This window comes from Methylobacterium sp. 88A (assembly GCF_000376345.1).
Taxonomy (GTDB): domain Bacteria; phylum Pseudomonadota; class Alphaproteobacteria; order Rhizobiales; family Beijerinckiaceae; genus Methylobacterium; species Methylobacterium bullatum.
On record NZ_AQVT01000001.1, the window covers coordinates 4,383,307 to 4,403,648 of the forward strand.

The window sequence follows — 20,342 nt, forward strand, 5'->3', positions numbered from 1 at the left end:
GGTGCAAGGCAGCGATCACTCGTCCGTGCGGACGGCCTTATTCGTCCGTGCGGACGGCCTGGCCCCGGTCGATCGGCAGGCGGTCGCCCTTGAGTTCGTCGGGGGTCGGCAGGCTGCGCACGTCCCAGCCGCCGCCGAGCGCCCGGATGAGGGTCACCACCGTGGTGAAGCGGTTGAGCCGCACCTGCAGCGCGGTCACCTCGTTGTTGAGTTCCAGCGCCTGGGCGGTGATGACCGTGGTGAAGTTCTGCGTGCCCGCGCGGTACTCGTTGAGGGTGATCTCCACGGCACGGCGGGCGGAGGCCACCGCCTCCTCCTGCGCCGCCTGCTGGCGGGCGAGGATGCGGACGCCGGCGAGCCCGTTCTCCACCTCGGCGAAGGCGGTGAGCACGGTCTGGCGGTAGGTCGCCACCGTGGCGTCGTAGGCGGCTCTCGCGATCTGCACGGCGGCGGTGCGGGCGCCGCCATCGAGCAGGGTCTCGCTGCCGGCCGCTGCCACCGACCAGACCTGGTTCGCGGCCGAGAAGACGCCGTTGCTGGTCAGCCCCGAGACGCCGCCCGAGCCCGAGAGGACCAGGGTCGGGTAGAAGGCCGCCACGGCGACGCCGATCTGCTCGCTCTGGGACTGGACGCTGCGCTCGGCCTGCGCAATGTCCGGCCGCCGCTCCAGCAGGGCGGAGGGGATGCCCACCGGAACCGCCGGCGGCGACTTCGGCAGGCTCCCCTTCGGCAGGGACAATTCGGAGGGCGGGCGCCCGATCAGCGTCGCGATGGCGTGTTCGAAGGTCGCGCGCTGCAGGCCCACCGCGATGGCCTGGGCCTGGGTCGACTGCACCTGCGTCTGCGCCGTGATCACGTCGGAGCGGGCCGCCACGCCTGCATTGTACTGGTTCTCGGTGATGGCGAGGCTCTTCTTGTAGGCCTCCACCGTCTCGTCGAGCAGGCGCTGCAGCGAATCCTGGTAGCGCAGGCTGTAATAGTTGGTGGCGACCTCGGACTGGATCGCCAGGCGCACGGCCGCCAGATCCGCCGCGCTCGCCTGGGCGTTGGCGACCTCACTCTCGATGTTGCGCCGGATGCGGCCGAACAGGTCGAGTTCCCACGAGGCCTGGGCCTGGAGCGAGACCGAGGTGCGCTCGGTGCCGAGCGTCCGCGAGCGCGTGATCGTCGGCGCGCCGATGACGGTGGGGTAGAGCGCCGAGCGCGCCTGGGCGACGAGGCCGCGCGCCTGGTCGTAGGAGGCCAGGGAGACGCGCAGGTTCTGGTTGTCCACGTCGACGAGGCGGATCAGCCGGTCCAGGGCGGGATCGCGGAACACGCGCCACCAATCGCCGCGCTCGGCCCCGTCGTTGGGCTGCGCCGCGCGCCATCCCTTCCGCGTGGCGACATGGGCCACGCTGTCCTCGCGCATCCCGCCCTGCTTGAACGCCAGGGGCGTCTCCACGGAGGGCCGGGAGTAATCGGGTCCGACCATGCAGCCGGAGAGGGTTGTTGCGAGGGCGAGGATGGTAACGAGCGAGCGCGACGGGCTCCCTCTCCTGGAAGGAGAGCGTTGGGGTGAGGTGCGTGGACTCCCCGAAAAGGTCGCACACCTCACCCTGCCCCTCTCCTTCCAGGAGAGGGAACCCACGCCTTTATCGGAACGCGATGTCCCTCCGCTCCACAGGGAAGCCACGAGCCCGCGCAGGCGACCGTCCTTCAAACCGCCCACGCTCATTCGGCCGCGCCCGGAACCACGCCCATGGCCGGGCGACGCCGGCGGAGGCGGTCGAGATAGAGGTAGACGACGGGCGTGGTGTAGAGGGTCAGGATCTGGCTCACGATCAGGCCGCCGACGATGGCGATGCCCAGGGGGCGGCGCATTTCCGAGCCTTCGCCCCCGGCGAGGATGAGAGGCAGGGCGCCGAGCAGGGCCGCCAGCGTTGTCATCATGATCGGCCGGAAGCGCAAGAGGCAGGCCTCGAAGATCGCGTCCTTCGGTGTGGCCCCGCGCGTGCGCTCGGCGTCCAGCGCCACGTCGATCATCATGATGGCGTTCTTCTTGACGATGCCGATGAGCAGGAACACCGCGATGAGCGCGATGATGGTGAATTCCGTGCCCGAGACGAGGAGCGCCAACAGCGCGCCGATGCCGGCCGAGGGCAGCGTCGAGAGGATCGTCACCGGATGGACGAAGCTCTCGTAGAGGATTCCGAGGATCGTGTAGACGGCCAGCAGGGCCGCCAGGATCAGCAGGGGCTGGCGCGAGGACGAGGCCTGGAAGGTCTTGGCGGCACCCGCGAACTCGCCGTGGATCGTGGCCGGCAGGCGCAATTGCGCCTCCGCCTCCTCGATGGCGGCGGTGGCGTCCGACAGGCTCTTGCCCGGCGCCAGGTTGAACGAGAGCGTGGTGGCCACGAACAGGCCCTGGTGGCTCACCTGCACGGGCGCGTTGCCGGTCTCCACCCGGGCGAAGGCGGAGAGCGGAATCATCGTCTCCTTGGCACTGGAAACCGGAGCGCTGGACGAGGCCCCCGCCCCGCCGGCGATGGCGTTGGAGGCGGCGTTGCGGGCGGAATCGGCGGCGATGGTGGAGGCCGTCGTCCCCGTCGCCGCGGCCCCCGCCACGGTCCCGGCCACCGCGTTGGTGATGGCCGAGCCGCGCGCCTTGCCGCCCGAGGTCGAGACGAAGACGGTCTTCAACGTCTCCGGGTTCTGCAGGTAGCGCGGCGCGATCTCCATCACGACGTGGTACTGGTTGAGCGGGTTGTAGATCGTCGAGACCTGCCGCTGGCCGAAGGCGTCGTAGAGGGTGTTGTCGATCTTGTCGGGCGTGATGCCGTAGCGGTAGGCCGTGGCCCGGTCGATGACGAGGCGGCTTTCCAGCCCCCCCTCCTGCTGGTCGGAGGTGACGTCGGCGAAGACCGGGTTCTTCTGCAGCGCCTCCACGAGCCGGGGGGCCGCCGCATAGAGCTCGTCGGCCGTGTCGCCCTGGAGGGTGTACTGGTACTGCGCGAAGCTTTGGCGCCCGCCCATGCGCAGGTCCTGGCGCGGGAACAGGAACAGCCGGGCGCCCGCCACCTGCGCGAGTTTGGGGCGCAGGCGGGTCATCACCTCGGTGATCGAGGCGCGCTCGCCCCGCGGCTTCAGGCCGACGAAGACGTTGGCCGAGTTGGTGGCGCGCCCGCCCGTGAAGCCGACGACGCTGTCCACCGCCGGATCGGCCTGCACGATGGCGGTGGCCTGTTCCAGCTTCTGCTTCATCGCCTGGAAGGAGATGCGCTGGTCGGCCTGGATGCCGCCCATCATCTGACCCGTATCCTGCTCGGGGAAGAAGCCCTTGGGGACGATGATGTAGAGATAGACGTTGAGCCCGATCGTCGCGAACAGCGTGAGCAGCACCAGGCGGCGATGATTGAGGGCGATCCGCAGGGTTCGCTCATAGGCGCGCAGCGTTCCCTCGAAGGCGCCTTCCAGCCCCCGGATCAGCAGGTTGGGGCGGCGCGGCGCATCTCCCTCCGGCACGCTTTCGCGCTTGAGCAGCAGCGCGCACATCATCGGCGTGGTGGTGAGCGAGAGCACCAGGGAGATCAGGATCGCCAGGGACAGGGTGACGGCGAATTCCTCGAACAGCCGCCCGACGATGCCGCCCATCAGCAGGATCGGGATGAACACCGCGATCAGCGACAGGCTCATGGAGATGACGGTGAAGCCGACCTCCTTCGCCCCGATGAGGGCGGCCTCCAGCCTCGGCTTGCCGAGTTCGATATGCCGCTGGATGTTCTCCAGGACCACGATGGCGTCGTCCACCACGAAGCCGGTGGCGATGATGAGGGCCATCAGCGACAGGATGTCGAGGCTGTAATCCAGCAGGTACATGGCCGAGAAGGTGCCGATGATCGAGATCGGCACGGCCACCGCCGGGATCAGGGTCGCCCGGCCGGAGCGCAGGAAGGCGAAGACCACGCCGATGACGAGGACGACCGCGATGACCAGGGTCTCCTCGGTCTCGGCGAGGGAGGCGCGGATGGTGGCGCTGCGGTCGCCGGTGACGGTGAGGTCGATGTCGCCGGGCAGCGCGGCCTTCACCTGCGGCAGCGCCGCCTCCACCGCCTTGATCGTATCGACCACGTTGGAGCCGGGCTGCTTGTAGATGAACAGGATCACGCCCGGCCGGCCGTTGACGAGGCCGAGGTTGCGCTTGTCCTCCACCGAATCCTCGACCTTGCCTACATCGGTGAGGCGCACGCCGGCCCCGTTGCGGTAGGCCACGACGATGTCGCGGTAATCCGCCGCCACCCGGCCCTGGTCGTTGGCGTAGAGCTGGTAGTGGCGGGTGTCGGTCTCGATCGCCCCCTTCGGGGAATTGGCATTGGCCGAGGCGATCGCGGCGCGCACCCCTTCGAGCCCGATCCCGTAATTGTAGAGGGCGGTGGGATCGAGCTCGACCCGCACCGCCGGCAACGACGATCCGCCGATATCGACATTCCCCACCCCGGGGAGCTGGGACATCTTCTGCTGCACCACCGTGGCGGCGGAATCGTAGAGCTGACCCGGCGACAGGGTGTTCGAGGTCAGGCCGAGGATCAGGATCGGCGCGTCGGCCGGGTTGAACTTGCGGTAGGTGGGGTTCGAGCGGAGCGCGGTGGGCAGGTCGGCCCGCGCGGCATTGATCGCCGCCTGCACGTCGCGGGCGGCCCCGTCGATGTCGCGGTTCAGGTTGAACATCAGGACGATCCGCACCGTCCCGACGGAACTGGTGGAGGTCATCTCGCCCACATCGGCGATGATGCCGAGCCGCCGCTCCAGGGGCGCCGCCACCGTCGTCGCCATGGTCTCGGGCGAGGCCCCGGCCATCTGCGCCTGGACCAGGATGACGGGGAAATCCACCTGCGGCAGCGGCGCCACCGGCAGCTTGAAGAACGCGAAGATCCCCGCCAGCAACACCCCGATGGTGAGCAGCGTGGTGGCGACCGGGCGGCGGATGAACGGTTCGGAGACGTTCATGGGCGGAGAGCCGGGCGCATGCTCCCTCCCCCCTCTGCGGGGGAGGGTGGCCCGGCCGTCAGGCCGGGTCGGGAGAGGGGAGCGACGTGGCCGGAGGTGGCGCGAGCCAGCCGCGCCGCGACGGTCGCGCCGACCGTGTCGAGGACCGAAGAGAGATCGCTCAGGACACGGTCATTCGGGAAGCGCAGAACCTCGAATCCCTGCTCCCGCAGCCAGGCATCACGCGCGGCATCGCGATCACGGCGCGCGGTCTCGACATGGGGGGCGCCGTCGAGTTCGACGATGAGACGGGCGGACGCGCAAAGGAAATCGGCGATGTAGGGCGGCAGGGGAACCTGGCGTCTGAATTTGAGCCCACGGAAGCGGCTACCGCGCACCTGCTGCCAGAACGCATCCTCGGCAAGCGTACGGAGCCGACGTTGTCCGCGGGCAAACGCGCGCAGATGCGGAGTGGGTCTGACGAGGTTGCGCCCCGCGTCGCTCTGCGCGTCCGATCCGGAAACCGGGTTCCCCTCTCCCGCCCCCCTTCGGGGGCCACCCTCCCCCGCAGAGGGGGGAGGGAGAGTAACGGCGAACTCCCGGCTCACGGCGTCACCCCCGCCGCCTTGGTACCGCCGCCGCGCTTGAACCGCCGCTCCAGGCGGTCGAAGGCGAGGTAGATCACCGGGGTGGTGAACAGGGTCAGGACCTGGGAGACGATGAGGCCGCCGGCGATGACGATGCCGAGCGGCTGGCGCAGTTCGGAACCGACACCGGTGCCGAGGATGAGGGGCACGGCCGCGAACAGGGCGGCCAGCGTCGTCATGAGAATCGGGCGGAAGCGCAGCAGGCAGGCCTCGTAGATCGCGTCGCGCGGGGCCATGCCCTCCTCGCGCTCGGCCTGGAGCGCGAAGTCGATCATCATGATCGCGTTCTTCTTCACGATGCCGATGAGCAGCACGATGCCGATGACGCCGATGATGTCCAGCGGCAGCCCGTAGAGCATCAGGCCGACCAGCGCGCCGATCCCCGCCGAGGGCAGGGTCGAGAGGATCGTGATCGGGTGGACGAAGCTCTCATAGAGCACGCCGAGCACGATATAGACGGTGACGATGGCGGCGATCACCAGGAAGAGCTGGTTCGAGAGCGCCGATTGGAAGGCGAAGACCGAGCCCTGCGGCACTACGCGGAAGCTCGGGGGAAGGTCGATCTCTGTCCGCGCCGCCTCGATCGTCTTCACCGCATCGCCCAGCGCCACCCCCTCGGCGAGGTTGAACGAGACGGTGGTGGCCGGGAACTGGCCGAGATGGCTGATGAGGAGCGGTGCCCGGCGCTCGCTGATCCGCGCCACCGCCGAGAGCGGCACCTGCCCCGAGGCCGCCGTGGAGGAGGGCAGGAAGATGCCGTTGAGGCTGTCGAGGGTCTTGTGCAGGTCCGGGTCGGCCTCGAGGATCACCCGGTACTGGTTCGACTGGGTGAAGATCGTCGAGACGATGCGCTGGCCGAAGGCGTCGTAGAGCGCGTTGTCCACGGTGGCGGGGGTGATGCCGTAGCGGCCGGCGGTGGGCCGGTCGATGGTGACGTAGGCCGCCAGCCCGTTGCCCTGCAGGTCGCTCGCCACGTCCGACAGCAGCGGCGAGCGCTGCAGCGCCTGGACGAAGCGCGGCACCCAGGTCTCGAACTCCGAGAGGTTCGGGTTCTCGAGGATCACCTGATACTGCGTCGCGCTCACCGCCGTGTCGATGGTGAGGTCCTGCACCGGCTGCATGTAGAGCCGGATGCCGGCGACCCCGCGCGTCGCTTCCTTCAGGCGGCGGATGATCGCGCTGGCATCGGTGGCGCGGCCCTCGTGCGGCTTCAGGTTGATGAGGAAGCGGCCGGAATTGAGCGTCACGTTCTGCCCGTCGACGCCGATGAACGAGGACAGGCTCGCCACATCCGGGTCCTGCAGGACGATCCGCGCGAGTTGCTGCTGGCGGTCGGCCATCTCGGCATAGGAGACGGTCTGGTCGGCCTGGGTCACGCCCTGGATCACGCCCGTGTCCTGGACCGGGAAGAAGCCCTTGGGGATGACCACGAACAGGTAGGCGGTGAGCGCGATGGTGGCGAGGGTGACGACGAGGGTCAGGCCCTGGTGGTTGAGCACCACGCGCAGCATCCGCCCGTAGCCGGAGATCACCCCGTCCATGGCCCGCCGGCCGGTCCGCGCGATAAATCCTTCGCGGCGCTTGGCCTCCGGCGCGTGCTTGAGCAGGCGCGCGCACAGCATCGGCACGAGGGTGAGCGAGACCACCGCCGAGATCACGATGGTGGCGGCGAGCGTGATCGCGAATTCGTGGAACAGGCGCCCCACCACGTCGCCCATGAACAGGAGCGGGATCAGCACCGCGATGAGCGAGACGGTGAGCGAGATGATGGTGAAGCCGATCTCGCGGCTGCCCTTCAGGGCCGCCTCCATCGGCGAATCGCCCTCCTCCACGTGGCGGGCGATGTTCTCGATGACCACGATGGCGTCGTCGACGACGAAGCCCGTCGCGATCGTCAGCGCCATCAGGGACAGGTTGTCGAGGGAGAACCCGTAGAGGTCCATGATCGAGAGCGCGCCGATCAGTGAGAGCGGCACCGACAGGCTCGGGATCAGGGTCGCGGACAGGCTGCGCAGGAAGAGGAAGATCACTAGGACCACGAGGCCGATGGCGAGCGCCAGCTCCACCTGCACGTCGTGCACGGAGGCGCGGATGGTGGTGGTGCGATCGGTGAGCGGCGTCACCGTGATCGCCGCGGGAAGCGTCCCCTGCAGCTGGGGCAGCAGCGCCTTGATCTTGTCGACGGTGGCGATGACGTTGGCGCCGGGCTGGCGCTGGATGTTGAGGATGACGGCGGGCGTCTCGTCCATCCAGGCGCCGAGCTTGGTGTTCTCCGGGCCGTTGACCACGTCGGCGACGTCCGACAGCCGCACCGCCGAGCCGTTCTTGTAGGCGATGATCGCCTGCTCGTAGGCCTTCGGGTCGCGGATCTGGTCGTTGGCGTTGATGGCGTAGGACTGGGTCGGCCCGTCGATCGTGCCCTTGGGCGTATTGACGTTGAGGTTGGTGATGGTGGTGCGCAGGTCGTCGATGTTGAGGCCGTAGGCGGCCAGCGCCCGCGAATTGAAGCGCACGCGCACGGCCGGGCGCTGGCCGCCGCCCATGCTGACGAGGCCGACGCCGGAAACCTGGCTGATCTTCTGGGCGAGCCGCGTCTCGGCGAGATCCCTCACCTCGGTGAGCGGCATCGTCGTGGAGGTGAGGGCCAGCGTCAAAATCGGCGCGTCGGCCGGGTTGACCTTGGCGTAGACCGGCGGCGCCGGCAGGTCGGAGGGCAAGAGGTTGCCCGCCGCGTTGATCGCCGCCTGGACCTGCTGCTCGGCGATGTCGAGGCCGAGATCGAGGCTGAACTGAAGCGTGATCACCGACGCGCCCGCGGAACTCTGCGAGGTCATCTGGTTGAGGTTGGCGAGCTGACCGAACTGCCGCTCCAGCGGCGCCGTCACCGCCGAGGTCATCACCTCCGGGCTCGCGCCGGGATAGAAGGTCTGAACCTGGATCGTCGGGTAATCCACCGACGGAAGGGCCGAGACCGGCAGGTTCAGGTACGACACCATGCCGACGAGCAGGATCGCCAGCATGAACAGCGTGGTGGCCACGGGCCGCAGGATGAAGATGCGGGACGGGTTCATGGGGTAAGGGCCACGACGGGCGCGCCGCCCCTCCCCTCCCCCCCCTGCGGGGGAGGGTGGCCCACGAAGTGGATCGGGAGAGGGGAGCGCCCTATGCGGAGAGGTCGTCCCCTCTCCCGCCTGCTCCGCAGGCACCCTCCCCCGCAGAGGGGGGAGGGAGAAACGGCGTCGAGAGTGACCATCACGGCTGCGCCGCCGGCCGCTCTCTGCGGCGCTCGCGCTTCTGCGACGGATTTTCGGGAGGTGTCCCGGCGGCGGGGGTCGACGTCGTGGCCGTGGCGTCGGTTGCAGGTGCCGCTTGGCCGGATGCCGCCGGCTGGCCGGGCGCGGCGGGTTCACCGGGGGGCGCCGGCTGGCCTTTGCCGCCCTCGGTGACGCGGACCTTGGCGCCGTCGCGCAAGCGGTCGGTCCCGTCGACCACGACCCGGTCGCCCACCGCCAGCCCCTTGGTGACGGCACTGCGCGCACCATCGGCCTCGCCGACGGTGATCGGCCGGACCACGACCTTGTCGTCGCTGTCGAGCAGGTAGACATAGGCGCCGGGCGTGCCGCGCAGGATCGCAGCGGTGGGGATGATGGGCGTGTCCCGCACGATGTCCACGGTGAGCTTGGCGTTGACGAACTGGTTAGGGAACAGGCTCTCGTCCTTGTTGTCGAACAGGGCGCGCAGCTTCACCGTGCCGGTGGTGGTGTCGATTTGGTTGTCCACCGTGTCGAGGGTGCCGGTGGCGAGCACGTTGGCATCGCCCCGATCGTAGGCGGTCACCGTGAGCTTCGCGCCCGAGCGCAGGCGGCGCATGACGCGCGCCACGTCGTCCTCGGGCAGGGTGAAGACCACCGAGATCGGATGCAGCTGCGTCACCACCACGATGTTGGTGGAGGCGGCGGTGACGTAATTGCCCTGGTCGATCTGGCGCAGGCCGACGCGGCCCTCCACCGGGGAGACGATGCGCGTATAGGCGATGTTGAGCTTCTGCTGGTCGACCTGGGCCTGGTCGATGGCGACGGTGCCCTCGTTCTGCTTCACCAGGGCCGCTTGCGTGTCCACGTTCTGCTTGGAGATCGAATCCTGCAGGCTGAGGCGCTGGAAGCGGGCGAGGTCGAGCTTCGAATTCTGCAGCAGCGCCTGATCGCGGGCGAGCTGGCCCTGATACTGGGCGAGCTGCGCCTCGTAGATACGCGGGTCGATCTGGGCCAGGAAATCGCCTCGTCTGACGGTCTGGCCCTCGCGGAAGCCGATCTCCATGAGGTAGCCGCTGATCTGCGACTGGATCGTCACGGTGGCGAGCGGCGTCACCGTGCCGAGGCCCGACAGCACCACCGGGATCTCGCCGGCCGAGACCGTGGCGACGCCCACAGCCTGGGCCATGTCGCCGGGTCGTCCACGGGCGCCCTTGCCGCGCACGGGCGCGCCGTCGGCGGCGGTCTCCGTCGCAGGTTTGGGCGCGAGATAGTACCGGTAGCCGGCCGCGCCGCCCCCCGCGAGAAGGAGGAGCAGGAGGAGCCACGTCCCCGCGCGGCTTCGCCGGCGCGTGGGCGCCGGTGCCTCGGGTCCGATGTGCCGGGCCGTCTCGGTCCGGATGGGCGATTGTTCGTTCATGCCTCGACAATCCGGCCGCTCGTTTCCGACCGGCACCACGCAGTCTGACCGAAATGGAGACGGGAGTCCCGACGGAACAGGGGGCGCGACCACCACGCAGCGGGGCGACGATCCAGGGCCGCGCAAGAAATCGTGCACGTTTGCCGGGTGGCCTTGCCCGTCGATCGTTCGCTCAGCATCGCCGCCAGAGATGCAGGACTATTGCGACGCCAGTGCGGCGCGGAAGTTTCCGGGCTGTTTCCAGGGTGCGGGCGGCGGGCCGTTCGAAGCCCTCAGGGCAGCGGCTTCGACGGGTAGGCCTCGACCACCGCGTGATAGGCCGCATCCGTCGGTGTCACCGGCACGACGAGGCGCAATCCAGCCCCCGCCAGGGCGATGAGGAGGGCGAGAGCGCAACATGCGCGGGTGCTCAACGGGGGCGTCCTCGTGATCCGATGCGAGGTCGCTACCCCGGAAGACCATCGCAGCACAAGCAGAACGCGAGAAAGCCGCCACGCCGAGAGGGCGTGACGGCTGTCTTCTCGGGGAGGATCAGCTTCAGAAAAAGGACCGGAGCGGTACGCCACTCAAAAGAAACGAGGGGGCGGTGTTTCCGTTGAGCGGCGCCCGCTCCGGCCATGACCAGAACCTACGTTACGCCTGATGAATGTCAACAATCGTCAGGCCCAACCCGGGGCGCCGGGAGAAGGAGCGTGCGAACGCGCACATTTCCGCTTCCGGTTTCCCGTCCCGACACGCCCGCGCTACCGAAGGCCGAAGGATCTCCGCCCGGGGGCGACTGGATTCATACATCCGCTCGACGCTTGTTCGCCCTGTCCAAGAGAGTTCGACATGAGGCGCGACGGGCTTCCTCGCCTTTTCGCTCAACGAACGAGTCCGCCGCCACCACCGGATAAGCGAAGAAGCCCGGCCCCTCACGCTGAAAAAAATCCACATCGCCCCGGAACCGCACGCCGACCTCTGCGTTTCACGCGTGCGAGGCCACGAACGGCTCGCACCTTGGCGCCGGACACGGTGTCCGGCGGCCTTTGTCATCACGTTGCTCTTCAGGAGGATGTGGTCATGAGGACCTTGGATTTCGCACCGCTCTATCGCTCGACCGTCGGTTTCGACCGCATGATCTCGCTGCTCGACCAGGCAGCCCGCGTCGAGCCGTCGACGACTTGGCCGCCCTACGACATCGAGAAGGTGGCCGACGACGCTTATCGCATCACCATGGCGGTCGCCGGCTTCACCCCGGATGAGATCGACCTGACGCAGCACGACACGGTCCTCCAGGTCACGGGCCAAAGGACCGGCCGGAGAGGCGACCGGACTACCGACCGGGACGGGGAGCGCGCCTATCTGCATCGCGGAATCGCGACGCGGCCCTTCCGGCAGACGTTCAACCTAGCCGACCACGTGAGGGTCACGGGCGCCAGCCTCGACAACGGACTGCTGACCGTGGACCTCAAGCGCGAGGTGCCGGAGGCCCTCAAGCCCCGCCGCATCGCCATCGCCGGCGCGACGAGCCCCATCGGCCAGGACAACGCGCAGGTTCAGGACAACGCGCACGCGCAGGTCGAGGACCACGCCGAGGCGGCCTGAACCCGCCTTGAGCCATGACAGCCGAACCTCGGGGGCCTTCGGGCCCGCGAGGGCCGCATCGTTTTAGTCCTGCCTCACAGCCATCAGGGAGGATCGATCATGTCGATGAGGGAGACGCACTTGTCCCGTTCCGGCCTCGGAACGTCCGGCCTCATGAACGGCCCCATGAACCCAGCCGCGACCCAGTCCGCCTCGTTCGAGGCGTGGCAGGCCGTGGTCGCCCCCGGGGACGTGTTCCGTCATCCGCGCGAGGTGCTGGCGCACCCGCTCCTCTCCCGCGAAGAGAAGCGGACGATCCTGGCCTCCTGGGTCTCGGACGCCTGCGCCCTCGAGAACGCACCGGGCCTGCGCTGCCTCACCGGGGCCAGGGCCGAGCCGGTCACCGTCGAGGCCCTGCTCACGGCGCTCGCCGAACTCGATGGCGGCGCCGCCCCGGAGACGGCCGCCGGGGCCCCTCGCCCCGCGCCGCGCCGCCGACCGCGCCTCGCGAACCTGCACCGCTATCTCCGCCCGCGCCGCCGCAACGACGACGACGAGCCGCCGCCCTGCCCGGCGACGATCATGCCCCGCCCCCGGACGCCGCCCAGCGCGGATGCGATCCCGGCCTGAGCGGGGAAGGTTGACGCGCGCCGCCGCCGAAGGGCGGCGGTGGCGGGGCACGCAGTCAAGCCCGCGCCTATTAGGGCCCTCACCACCATTCCCTTACCGACCGAAGCGAGTGGTTTTCCAGGTTAGGCGCCAGCGTAAGAGGTCGGCTATGGTGGATTTGCGGCGGTCCGCTTTCGGTCGAGAGTTGGCAGAAGCAGACACGGCCGTCTCGCCCGCTCTCGAACCGTTTCGGACATCAGTTCAGTCGATAGACCCGATCACCCAATGTTGACGCCGCCCCTTTTGCTGCCGCGCTGCAGCTTCTCACTTTTCGTCGCTAATTCTTACGGAAACTAGATCAGCGAGCTTGGTCGCGACATCTGCCATACTGTTTTCCGCGGTGTTAAGTCCATTTCGCGAAGCAAGCATGGGACTCTCCTCGTTTAATTCCGCAAATGTAGTACCGTGAATGATCGGTACCAGCTTACCTCCATGGAGAAGTACTGAGAGCTCTTTGTCGGCGATGCTGTGGCCATGGATACGTTTTAAAAAATTAGCAGTCACTAACACTATACCGACCCGTGATTTCGCCAGTCCCCTGTCGATCTCGCGAAGGAATGGTTCACCGAGCGCGATATCTTTCTCACTGAACCAAACCTTTACTCCACGCGCCTCAAGCAGATCATGCAATTCTTTTGCAGCTCCCTGCCGGTCGTCCCATGCATGACAGAGGAATACGTCCCGAAGGTCTGGTGCCGGCGCGCGCCTCTCGACTTGCTCGCGCACAGGTTCGAGTTCTTGCACCTCGGCGGTTGTATACCAAACGGCTGAACCGGCTCGCGCCCACCTAGGTCTGGAAGTTTTGCTTGATCCACCACCGCCCCGGCTCCCACCGCCCCCGCCAGACGACGAGTATGAACGCGACGACGAGGTTGAGGAGCCGTAACTGGAGCCGTAACTGCCATAGCTACTACGGCCCCATCGACCGCTGCATGCGGGACAGTTTGCTTCTCCGCCCCCTGTGTGGCCTCTTACTGGTGCCGTGCATCTAGCCATCGAATGCTTCTCCCTTAAGTTAAAGTTAGGATGCAACAAGGCTCGCCCGCAGGTTAAGACCTGCCTCGCAGTTCATTCAAAGAGCGTTGCCATGGTAGTATGGTATATAAATATCCTGGACATTTATTAGTGAGCCAAGTATTGGCTCCACCCCTTCGGGACCTTCAATCGACCGAGAGGTCACTGTTGCTGTCGGGCCACCCACTGGGTGTGCTCGCGCGAGAAAGCCAGTTCTGCTTCATTTACAAACTCCGAAAAGTGAATCTCTCCTTCGATTTCCGCGATTCGACCTTGGATGATACCAATTTCATGGGCTGTAAGAGTGTAGGAAGCAGCAAGCTCACTGAACTTTTTCACTTGTATCCAACCGATGGTCGCAGACGCAGCTACAATGAAAAAATCAATGGGCCAGAGATTCCAGTTGGGATAAGAGATACGAGCTAGAGCAAGTCCCGCCGCTACGACATAGGTGAGGATACTCATGCCAAGCCAAATATTGAATGACCTCTTATTGGCACCGGCCTTGAGAGTATACCAAGCCCGCTGCTCGCGCACTCGGCATTTATCATAGTAAGCGATCCGGTCCGACAAAGTCGCTGCGCGTATCGTTTCCATTTCCAGCGATATTTGATGCTCCAAGCTGGAGGATCCAACCATGCGCTCACCAATATGCTTATTCGCATCTAGAATACTTGTTAGAGTATTGCGGAAATTTCCGCGAGGTACTTTCACACTGTCAGCGTCATCGAATGGACCAGCACGCATTACGTATCGCCATGTCGACGTTTTTATGCTTTCCGCAAGCGCTCTACTCTTATACCAGCTCTGCTCTGGCTTGAGCAGAGAACGGCATAAAAGTACCATTAGTGACGCGAAAAATACGCCAGCATAAGATGCAAAATAAATAGGTTCTTTTGATAAATCCAGAGCCAATACAGCAGCAATCATGAGCAGAAGATACTCACTCCGAATAAGCCAGAGGTAGAAACGCTGTGACGAATCAGAAGCATTGCCCGCAGCTACGTAGAGAGCAGGATATTTGATCTCAGGCAACGCCATTATAGCTCCTTATGGCACTAGGCGGCGAATAGCAGTTAGGATTGAGTTCGTATTCCATCCGACGATCTCATCTGCAGCTACAGTCACAGCAAGGGGCATTTTCTGCGCTCCCCATGGATAGATACCGAGAATAGGCTTTCCAAGCTCTTTCGCATAATTGATTTCATATTGAATCCAATCACTGTATGAAACGTACATACCGCCTAATATAATTACGCACTGTACTGGCCGGATTTGATTTTTCAGCTGCTCCGCCAGTCGAGGGGTACTTAGTCCGACAAACGCCTTGTGCTCTGGTACCGAATAGTTTCTGTATTCAAAATTTGGCGCAGCAGTAAGAAATTGTATAATCCTATCATAACCCTCGCTATACTTCCATTTGTGACTAATAAAAAGCCTATATTGGTGCAGATAAGGCATATTCTTCCTGTGCGCTCAATGCTCGTTTGATTCTTTGGACGTCGCATTTTGTACCAAAACAGCACACATCCGACACAATTTGAAGTGGCAGACTATCGCGGTCCACACAATTTCTGCGCCCGTTTATGCCCCGTGGTATTATGTCTCTGGTTCGCTGAGATCCTCACAGACCTCATTCGGCGATAATTATGAAAAATATTGAAAATATACCAATGTTTTCAATATGTTATTGCGGCGATTTGTTGCTTCCGCTACCGAGCACCACCTGTACCGCCCGTCAGTTTGGGCCGAACCGTCAAGGAAAGAAGATTAAGAAGCTCGAATGATCTGATTTTTTGACGCCGATTAGTAACCTAGGCCACATCCGGTTCCGGGCAGATCCGGCAGCGATTTGTAAGACAAGTTTGGCCCAGGATCAGGCGCGACCAAGCGTCAAGCTTCCCACCCCCTCTGCTTTTCCTCTTAGTCTCCTCCTAAAAATCCTAAAATAGGAATTTATGATTGACAGCGTAACGCTCCTTCTGTATCAATGAGGAACGCTCAAGAAGTGTGACGAGAGGGGCAGCGAGATGGAGCTTCCCCTGGAGACACGCCGGCTCGTCGAGCAACTGATGCGGACGACGAGCATGACGAGCCGCGAGATCGCCGAGCGGACGGGGGTCCGCGCCCAGACGGTCAGCACATGGAACCGCCAGCATGGCTGGCGCGAGGGGGTGAGCGACGCGCAGCGTCGGCTCGACCCCGGAGCCTGGGCGCCCGCGCGGCGACGCGCCGTGGAGACGCTCTACGGGATGATGGAGGTCGAGCCCGCGACGCTGGCTCTGGCGCTGGGCGGCACCGTCGCCGGCGCGCCGGCCCTGTTCCGCGCCTGCGGCTTCGAGCGCAGGCCGCGCGCCCGCCCGGCGCCGCGCCCGCCGAAGGCCAGCGCGCCCCTTCCGGCGGCGCGGGTGATGGACAATCTGGGCGAGGCCCTGCGCGCCCATATCGGCCGCCAGATCGCGCGGTTCGACGCGGCCCTGAGCGGCGAGACGCCGCCCGCGCTCGATTCCGCGAAGGTGCTGCGCGACCTCGGCGGCCTGAAACGGCTGCTCGACGACCTCTCCAGCGAAGACCGGGAGCGAAGCGATGCGCAGCGCAACCTTGCGGACGGGCCTTTCGCAGAAGGGACCCGCGCGACGTCCCACCCCCCGGCCGATGACGGCGACCTGCCCGCCCTGCGCGCGGCAATCGCGGCGCGCTATGCGGCATGCCTCGGCGAGCGGCCGGATGCCGGGCTTCCTGGCGAGCCTGCCGCCGCACCTGATCCGGGCGCTGGCCTCGGATTGGCTCCATAACGCCCGGACCGACCAGCTGCCGCCCTGCCCCTCGCGGGACGATTGGACCACCTGGGCGGTGATCGGCGGGCGCGGCTCGGGCAAGACCCGCACGGGGGCCGAATGGGTGCGGGCCCTGGCCACGGGCGACCCCGCCTTCTGCGCCCGGGCGGTGGGCCGCATCGCCCTCGTCGGCGAGACCTATGCCGACGTGCGCGACGTGATGATCGAGGGGCCGTCCGGCCTGCTGGCGCTCTCCGGGGCGCGGCCGCTCTGGTCGCCCTCGCGGCGGCGGCTCGAATGGGCCAACGGCGCGGTGGCGATGGCCTTCTCCGCCGAGGAGCCAGATTCCCTGCGCGGGCCGCAATTCGGAGCCGCCTGGTCCGACGAGATCGCCAAATGGCGCCGGCCGGACGCCACCTACGACATGATCCAGTTCGGCCTGCGCCTCGGCGACCGGCCCCGCAACCTCGTCACCACCACGCCCCGGCCGATCCCGCTGATCCGCCGCATCCTCGCCGACCCGCTCACGGTGGTGAGCCGCTCGCGCACCGCCGACAACGCCGCCAACCTCGCGCCCTCCTTCCTCGACGCCGTGGTGGGGCGCTATGCCGGCACGCGGCTCGGGCGGCAGGAGCTCGACGGCGAGCTGATCGAGGACCGGCCGGACGCGCTCTGGACGCGGGAGGGGATCGAGGCCGCGCGCCGGGACGGGATGCCGGAGCTTCGGCGGATCGTCGTGGCGGTGGACCCGCCCGCCTCCTCGAAGGCCGGGGCCGATGCCTGCGGGATCGTCGCCGCCGGGCTCGGGCCGGACGGGCATGCCTATGTGGTCGCCGACGCCACGTTGGGCCGGGCGAGCCCGCAGGCCTGGGCCGGCGCGGCCCTGGCGCTCTACCATCGCCTGGAAGCGGACAGCCTCGTGGTCGAGGTCAACCAGGGCGGCGAGATGGCCATCGCGGTCATCGCCGAGGTGGACGCCTCGGTGCCGGTGATCCCGGTGCGGGCGACGCGCGGCAAGTATCTGCGGGCCGAGCCGGTCTCGGTGCTCTACGCGCAGGGCCGCGTCCACCATGTGGGGAGTCTCCCGGCGCTCGAGGACGAGCTCTGCGATTTCGGGCCGGGCGGCCTCTCCAGCGGCGCCTCCCCCGACCGCCTCGACGCCCTCGTCTGGGCCCTGACCCACCTGATGCTGGGCCAGAGGGCCGAGCCGCGGATCCGGCGGATGTGAGGGCATTCCCGTCTCCCCGCCGGGCGGGGGGACGGGAATGAGCGCCGGCCTTCGGGTCCAACAGCCTGAGGGCACGTCCCTATTCAAAAGAGGCTGGTCCCCCTCTCCCCGCCGGGCGGGGAGAGGACGTCGTCCTCCTCTTGCCGGGAGGCGACGTGAGCCCGCTAGGGCGAGGGTGAGGGGGTCTCTCCGGGTGTGGCTCCTTCGGCCAAGCCCCCTCACCCTCGGCTGCCGCCTCGCCGCGCTCCCCAACGAGGGGGAGACGCGGCCCTCTCCCCGCATGCGGGGAGAGGGGACTGCGCACAGGCCTTTCGGACCAGAACTGATCGAGTCAGGACATTCTCATGCCGAACCTCCTCGCCCGCCTCGCGCGGGCCGCCTTTCCCATTGCCGAGACCAAGGCGGCGCTGGTTTCCGGCCTCGGCATCGCCTTCTATGGCGAGGGCCGGGCGGTCTGGACCGCGCGGGATTACGAGGCGCTGGCGCGGGAGGGGTTCCAGCGCAACGCCATCGTCCACCGGGCGGTGCGGCTGGTGGCGGAGGCCGCAGCCTCCCTGCCCCTGGTTCTGACGGACCGGGCGGGGCCGCATCCGCTCCTCGCCCTCCTCGCCCGGCCGAATGCCCGCGAGGGCGGCGCGCGCCTGCTGGAGACGCTGTATGGCCACCTCATGGTCTCGGGGAACGCGTATCTCGAAGCGGTGAGCCTCGACGGCACCCCGCGCGAACTCCACGCTCTGCGTCCGGACCGGATGCGGGTGGTGCCCGGCCCCGACGGATGGCCCATCGCCTACGACCATACCGTGGGCGGGCGGATTCTGCGGCACGACCAGACCCGCGAGGGCGTGCCGCCGATCCTGCACCTCACCCTGTTCCACCCGGCCGACGACCATTACGGCCTGTCGCCGATGGAGGCGGCGGCAGTGGCGCTCGACATCCACAACGCCGCCGGGGCCTGGAACAAGGCGCTCCTCGACAATGCCGCCCGGCCCTCCGGGGCACTGGTCTATGCTACCTCCACCGGCGCGACCTTGAGCGACGCGCAGTTCACCCGCCTCAAGGGCGAGCTAGAGGCGAATTACCAGGGCGCCGCCAATGCCGGCCGGCCGCTGCTGCTGGAGGGCGGCCTCGACTGGAAGCCGCTCTCGCTCTCGCCGAAGGACATGGATTTCGTGGAAGCCAAGGCCGCCGCCGCCCGCGAGATCGCGCTGGCCTTCGGCGTGCCGCCCCTGCTGCTCGGCCTCGCGGGCGACAACACCCACGCCAATTACGCCGAGGCCAACCGCGCCTTCTACCGGCAGACGGTGATCCCGCTGGCACGCCGCACCGCCGAGAGCCTCGCCCAATGGCTGGAACCCGCCTTCGGCCCCGCCCGCCTGGAGCCCGACCTCGACGCCATCGAGGCCCTGGCGCCGGAGCGGGAATCGCTCTGGCGCCGGGTCCAGGCGGCGGACTTCCTCACCGAGGCGGAGAAACGCGAGGCCGTGGGCTACGGGACGGCGTTATAGGTTCGTCAGTTCCAGGTGTGCAGCACCGTGCGCCAGTCCTTGCCCTCGCGCTCCAGGACGTTGACCCAGTTGCCCTCGAACGTCTTCTTCGCGCCCCCCTCGCCGGGGCCGGACATGGACCAGCGCCCGGTGACGAGGAGAACGTCCCCCTTCATCTGCGCCGAGTTGACCTTGATCGCGTGCTCCTCGAACCCCTTCGCCTTCAACCCGGCGAAGAAGGCGCCGATCTTGTCGGCGCCGGACACGGCAGCGCCCTTCGGAATCACCATGGCATCGGTGGCGTAGAGGGCCTTGAGGCCGTCCATGTCGCCGGAATTGTAGGTCTTGTCCCAGCGGGCCGCCGCGGCCTGGGCATCGGCGGTGGGATCCGCGGCCGAGGCCGGGATCGGACCAAGCAGGCACAGCAGAACGGATGTGATGCATAGCTTTACGCTCAAGCTCATGATGATCCCTCCATTTCCGACTCGCAGACGAACGAAGTCGAATAATGCCACTGATCTTCGATGAGGAAAGCGAAATCTTGATGTATTCGGGCGGATATTGCCAACCCGGACCATCGTCTTGATCGGGGCGCGACACGTCAGGTGTCATGCCGATCGAGCCGGTGGCTTATCCAGAAGGTCCGGCCCGAACGATATCCGTGAGGGTGAAATCCTCGCCCTTGAACAGCAGGACCGCCTGATGGGCTCTCGCGCAGGCATAGGCGTGGCAATCGCCCATGTTGAGGGACGCCGGATGCCGGCCCTTGCCGAATCGCTCATAGGCTTCGACGGCGAGTTCGAACTCCCGCCCGGCAATCGGAACGAGGCGGATATCCGCCTCCTCGCAGGTCAGGCGAACCCGTTCGCGGGCCGCCTCGACCGTGAAGGCGTAGCTGCGCACGAGGCCCGCGATGGTTTCCCAGAGCGAGAGCGCCGAACACAGCCTGTCGGGATCGGTGTCGAGGATGTCCGCGAATGCGTCGGCCTCCGCCTCGCCGGCGATGATCGCGATCAGCGCGGAGGCATCGACGAAGAGCGTCATTCTCCGCTCAGGTCGTCGAAGAAGGCCTTGTCGGCAGCCTGCCCCGTGGGCTTCGGCAGCTGATGACGGGCCCTTAGGGCGGCGAGGCGTTCGCGCAGCGGCACCGGAGGGGTCAGGCGGCTCAGTTCGGCCGTGACGGCCCGGCGCACGGCCTCGGACTTGGTGACGCCGGATGCTTTCGCGAGCATCGCCACCAGGCCCGCCGTCTCGTCGTCCTTGATGTAGAGCGGCATGCACATCTCCGGGATATCCTCGACATGAGGAGGATATCCCGCCC

At 66.8% G+C, this 20,342-nt stretch carries 17 protein-coding genes; 5 read left to right on the top strand and 12 right to left on the bottom strand.

Annotated features, from left to right (window positions below; all coding sequences use genetic code 11):
* Positions 1-37 precede the first annotated feature (37 nt).
* The 6 genes from A3OM_RS0120890 to A3OM_RS26220 all read right to left on the bottom strand — a co-directional run bounded on the left by A3OM_RS0120890 (position 38) and on the right by A3OM_RS26220 (position 10,696).
* Positions 38-1,507, bottom strand: coding sequence for an efflux transporter outer membrane subunit (locus tag A3OM_RS0120890; RefSeq protein ID WP_026176262.1), 1,470 nt, complete (start codon positions 1,505-1,507; stop codon positions 38-40).
* A gap of 206 nt (positions 1,508-1,713) precedes the next feature.
* Positions 1,714-4,986: an efflux RND transporter permease subunit gene (locus A3OM_RS0120895; protein ID WP_018045738.1), complete on the bottom strand. Its 3,273-nt coding sequence runs from the start codon at positions 4,984-4,986 to the stop codon at positions 1,714-1,716.
* Positions 4,983-5,429: a DUF559 domain-containing protein gene (locus tag A3OM_RS24860; RefSeq protein ID WP_081612759.1), complete on the bottom strand. Its 447-nt coding sequence runs from the start codon at positions 5,427-5,429 to the stop codon at positions 4,983-4,985. The genes A3OM_RS0120895 and A3OM_RS24860 overlap by 4 nt, the downstream gene beginning before the upstream one ends.
* Before the next feature lie 140 nt (positions 5,430-5,569).
* The gene (locus tag A3OM_RS0120905) at positions 5,570-8,683 is read right to left on the bottom strand and encodes an MdtB/MuxB family multidrug efflux RND transporter permease subunit (protein ID WP_018045740.1); all 3,114 of its coding nucleotides are present in this window, start codon (positions 8,681-8,683) and stop codon (positions 5,570-5,572) included.
* Between the two features lie 181 nt (positions 8,684-8,864).
* Entirely contained in the window at positions 8,865-10,283 is a 1,419-nt protein-coding gene (locus tag A3OM_RS0120910) for an MdtA/MuxA family multidrug efflux RND transporter periplasmic adaptor subunit (protein WP_018045741.1), read from the bottom strand.
* A gap of 272 nt (positions 10,284-10,555) precedes the next feature.
* Positions 10,556-10,696 (bottom strand): hypothetical protein, encoded by a 141-nt coding sequence (locus A3OM_RS26220; protein ID WP_018045742.1) that lies wholly within the window; start codon positions 10,694-10,696, stop codon positions 10,556-10,558.
* 649 nt (positions 10,697-11,345) lie between these two features.
* Here A3OM_RS26220 and A3OM_RS0120920 point away from each other — a divergent pair.
* Together A3OM_RS0120920 and A3OM_RS0120925 are read left to right on the top strand one after the other, a co-directional pair.
* Positions 11,346-11,870, top strand: coding sequence for an Hsp20 family protein (locus tag A3OM_RS0120920; RefSeq protein WP_018045743.1), 525 nt, complete (start codon positions 11,346-11,348; stop codon positions 11,868-11,870).
* 105 nt (positions 11,871-11,975) lie between these two features.
* Entirely contained in the window at positions 11,976-12,479 is a 504-nt protein-coding gene (locus A3OM_RS0120925; RefSeq protein ID WP_348625455.1) for a hypothetical protein, read from the top strand.
* A gap of 303 nt (positions 12,480-12,782) precedes the next feature.
* On the opposite strand, the gene A3OM_RS26680 is transcribed toward A3OM_RS0120925, so the two are convergent.
* From A3OM_RS26680 to A3OM_RS25510, 3 genes are all read right to left on the bottom strand, one after another.
* Positions 12,783-13,244 (bottom strand): toll/interleukin-1 receptor domain-containing protein, encoded by a 462-nt coding sequence (locus A3OM_RS26680; protein WP_348625456.1) that lies wholly within the window; start codon positions 13,242-13,244, stop codon positions 12,783-12,785.
* 450 nt (positions 13,245-13,694) lie between these two features.
* Positions 13,695-14,573, bottom strand: coding sequence for a DUF4231 domain-containing protein (locus tag A3OM_RS25505; protein WP_081612709.1), 879 nt, complete (start codon positions 14,571-14,573; stop codon positions 13,695-13,697).
* 9 nt (positions 14,574-14,582) lie between these two features.
* Positions 14,583-14,993 (bottom strand): TIR domain-containing protein, encoded by a 411-nt coding sequence (locus A3OM_RS25510; RefSeq protein ID WP_081612710.1) that lies wholly within the window; start codon positions 14,991-14,993, stop codon positions 14,583-14,585.
* Between the two features lie 569 nt (positions 14,994-15,562).
* Here A3OM_RS25510 and A3OM_RS0120930 point away from each other — a divergent pair.
* The 3 genes from A3OM_RS0120930 to A3OM_RS0120940 all read left to right on the top strand — a co-directional run bounded on the left by A3OM_RS0120930 (position 15,563) and on the right by A3OM_RS0120940 (position 19,042).
* Positions 15,563-16,327: a putative DNA-binding transcriptional regulator gene (locus tag A3OM_RS0120930; RefSeq protein ID WP_018045745.1), complete on the top strand. Its 765-nt coding sequence runs from the start codon at positions 15,563-15,565 to the stop codon at positions 16,325-16,327.
* Positions 16,260-17,537, top strand: a complete 1,278-nt coding sequence (locus A3OM_RS0120935) for a terminase family protein (protein ID WP_018045746.1) — start codon at positions 16,260-16,262, stop codon at positions 17,535-17,537. Before A3OM_RS0120930 ends, A3OM_RS0120935 begins: the two co-directional genes overlap by 68 nt.
* Positions 17,538-17,881: 344 nt before the next feature.
* A complete protein-coding gene (locus A3OM_RS0120940; protein ID WP_018045747.1) occupies positions 17,882-19,042 on the top strand; it encodes a phage portal protein in 1,161 nt (386 codons plus the stop codon).
* A gap of 5 nt (positions 19,043-19,047) precedes the next feature.
* Here the strand turns inward: A3OM_RS0120940 and A3OM_RS0120945 are convergent, their stop codons facing one another.
* From A3OM_RS0120945 to A3OM_RS0120955, 3 genes are all read right to left on the bottom strand, one after another.
* Positions 19,048-19,485 carry a nuclear transport factor 2 family protein gene (locus A3OM_RS0120945; RefSeq protein WP_018045748.1) on the bottom strand — a complete coding sequence of 146 codons (438 nt, stop codon included), beginning with the start codon at positions 19,483-19,485 and terminating at the stop codon, positions 19,048-19,050.
* A gap of 166 nt (positions 19,486-19,651) precedes the next feature.
* Positions 19,652-20,065 carry a type II toxin-antitoxin system VapC family toxin gene (locus A3OM_RS0120950; RefSeq protein ID WP_018045749.1) on the bottom strand — a complete coding sequence of 138 codons (414 nt, stop codon included), beginning with the start codon at positions 20,063-20,065 and terminating at the stop codon, positions 19,652-19,654.
* Positions 20,062-20,298 (bottom strand): type II toxin-antitoxin system VapB family antitoxin, encoded by a 237-nt coding sequence (locus tag A3OM_RS0120955; RefSeq protein ID WP_026176264.1) that lies wholly within the window; start codon positions 20,296-20,298, stop codon positions 20,062-20,064. The genes A3OM_RS0120950 and A3OM_RS0120955 overlap by 4 nt, the downstream gene beginning before the upstream one ends.
* Between the last annotated feature and the right edge of the window lie 44 nt (positions 20,299-20,342).